The 251-nt window shown below is 59.8% G+C and carries 1 protein-coding gene; it reads right to left on the reverse strand.

The annotated features are described in order from the left end of the window. Positions 1–251 (reverse strand): aromatic amino acid lyase (locus tag SB816_RS33675; RefSeq protein ID WP_410548460.1); only part of this gene is annotated, 251 nt, incomplete at both ends.

Here is a 251-nt window from a genome sequence, read left to right on the forward strand (position 1 = left end):
GCGCCATGATCAGACGAACGACATTTTCCGGCAGGGCCGCACCAACACCGCAGCAATGCGACAGGATGAGGTTACGCTGCAACGTCGCCACATCGGCTGCGTCGATCTTGATGCAAGCGAGTTTGCCGAAACCGGTATTGATCCCATGGACCGGCGCATTGCCGGCGGCGATCTCGGCGATGCGTGCCGCCGCTTTTTCAATGCCGGCATCGAAAGAACGGTCGAGTTTGGCCGTGCCGTTATCCCAGTAG

The organism is Achromobacter sp. SIMBA_011, assembly GCF_046535435.1.
GTDB classification, from domain to species: domain Bacteria; phylum Pseudomonadota; class Gammaproteobacteria; order Burkholderiales; family Burkholderiaceae_B; genus Achromobacter; species Achromobacter dolens.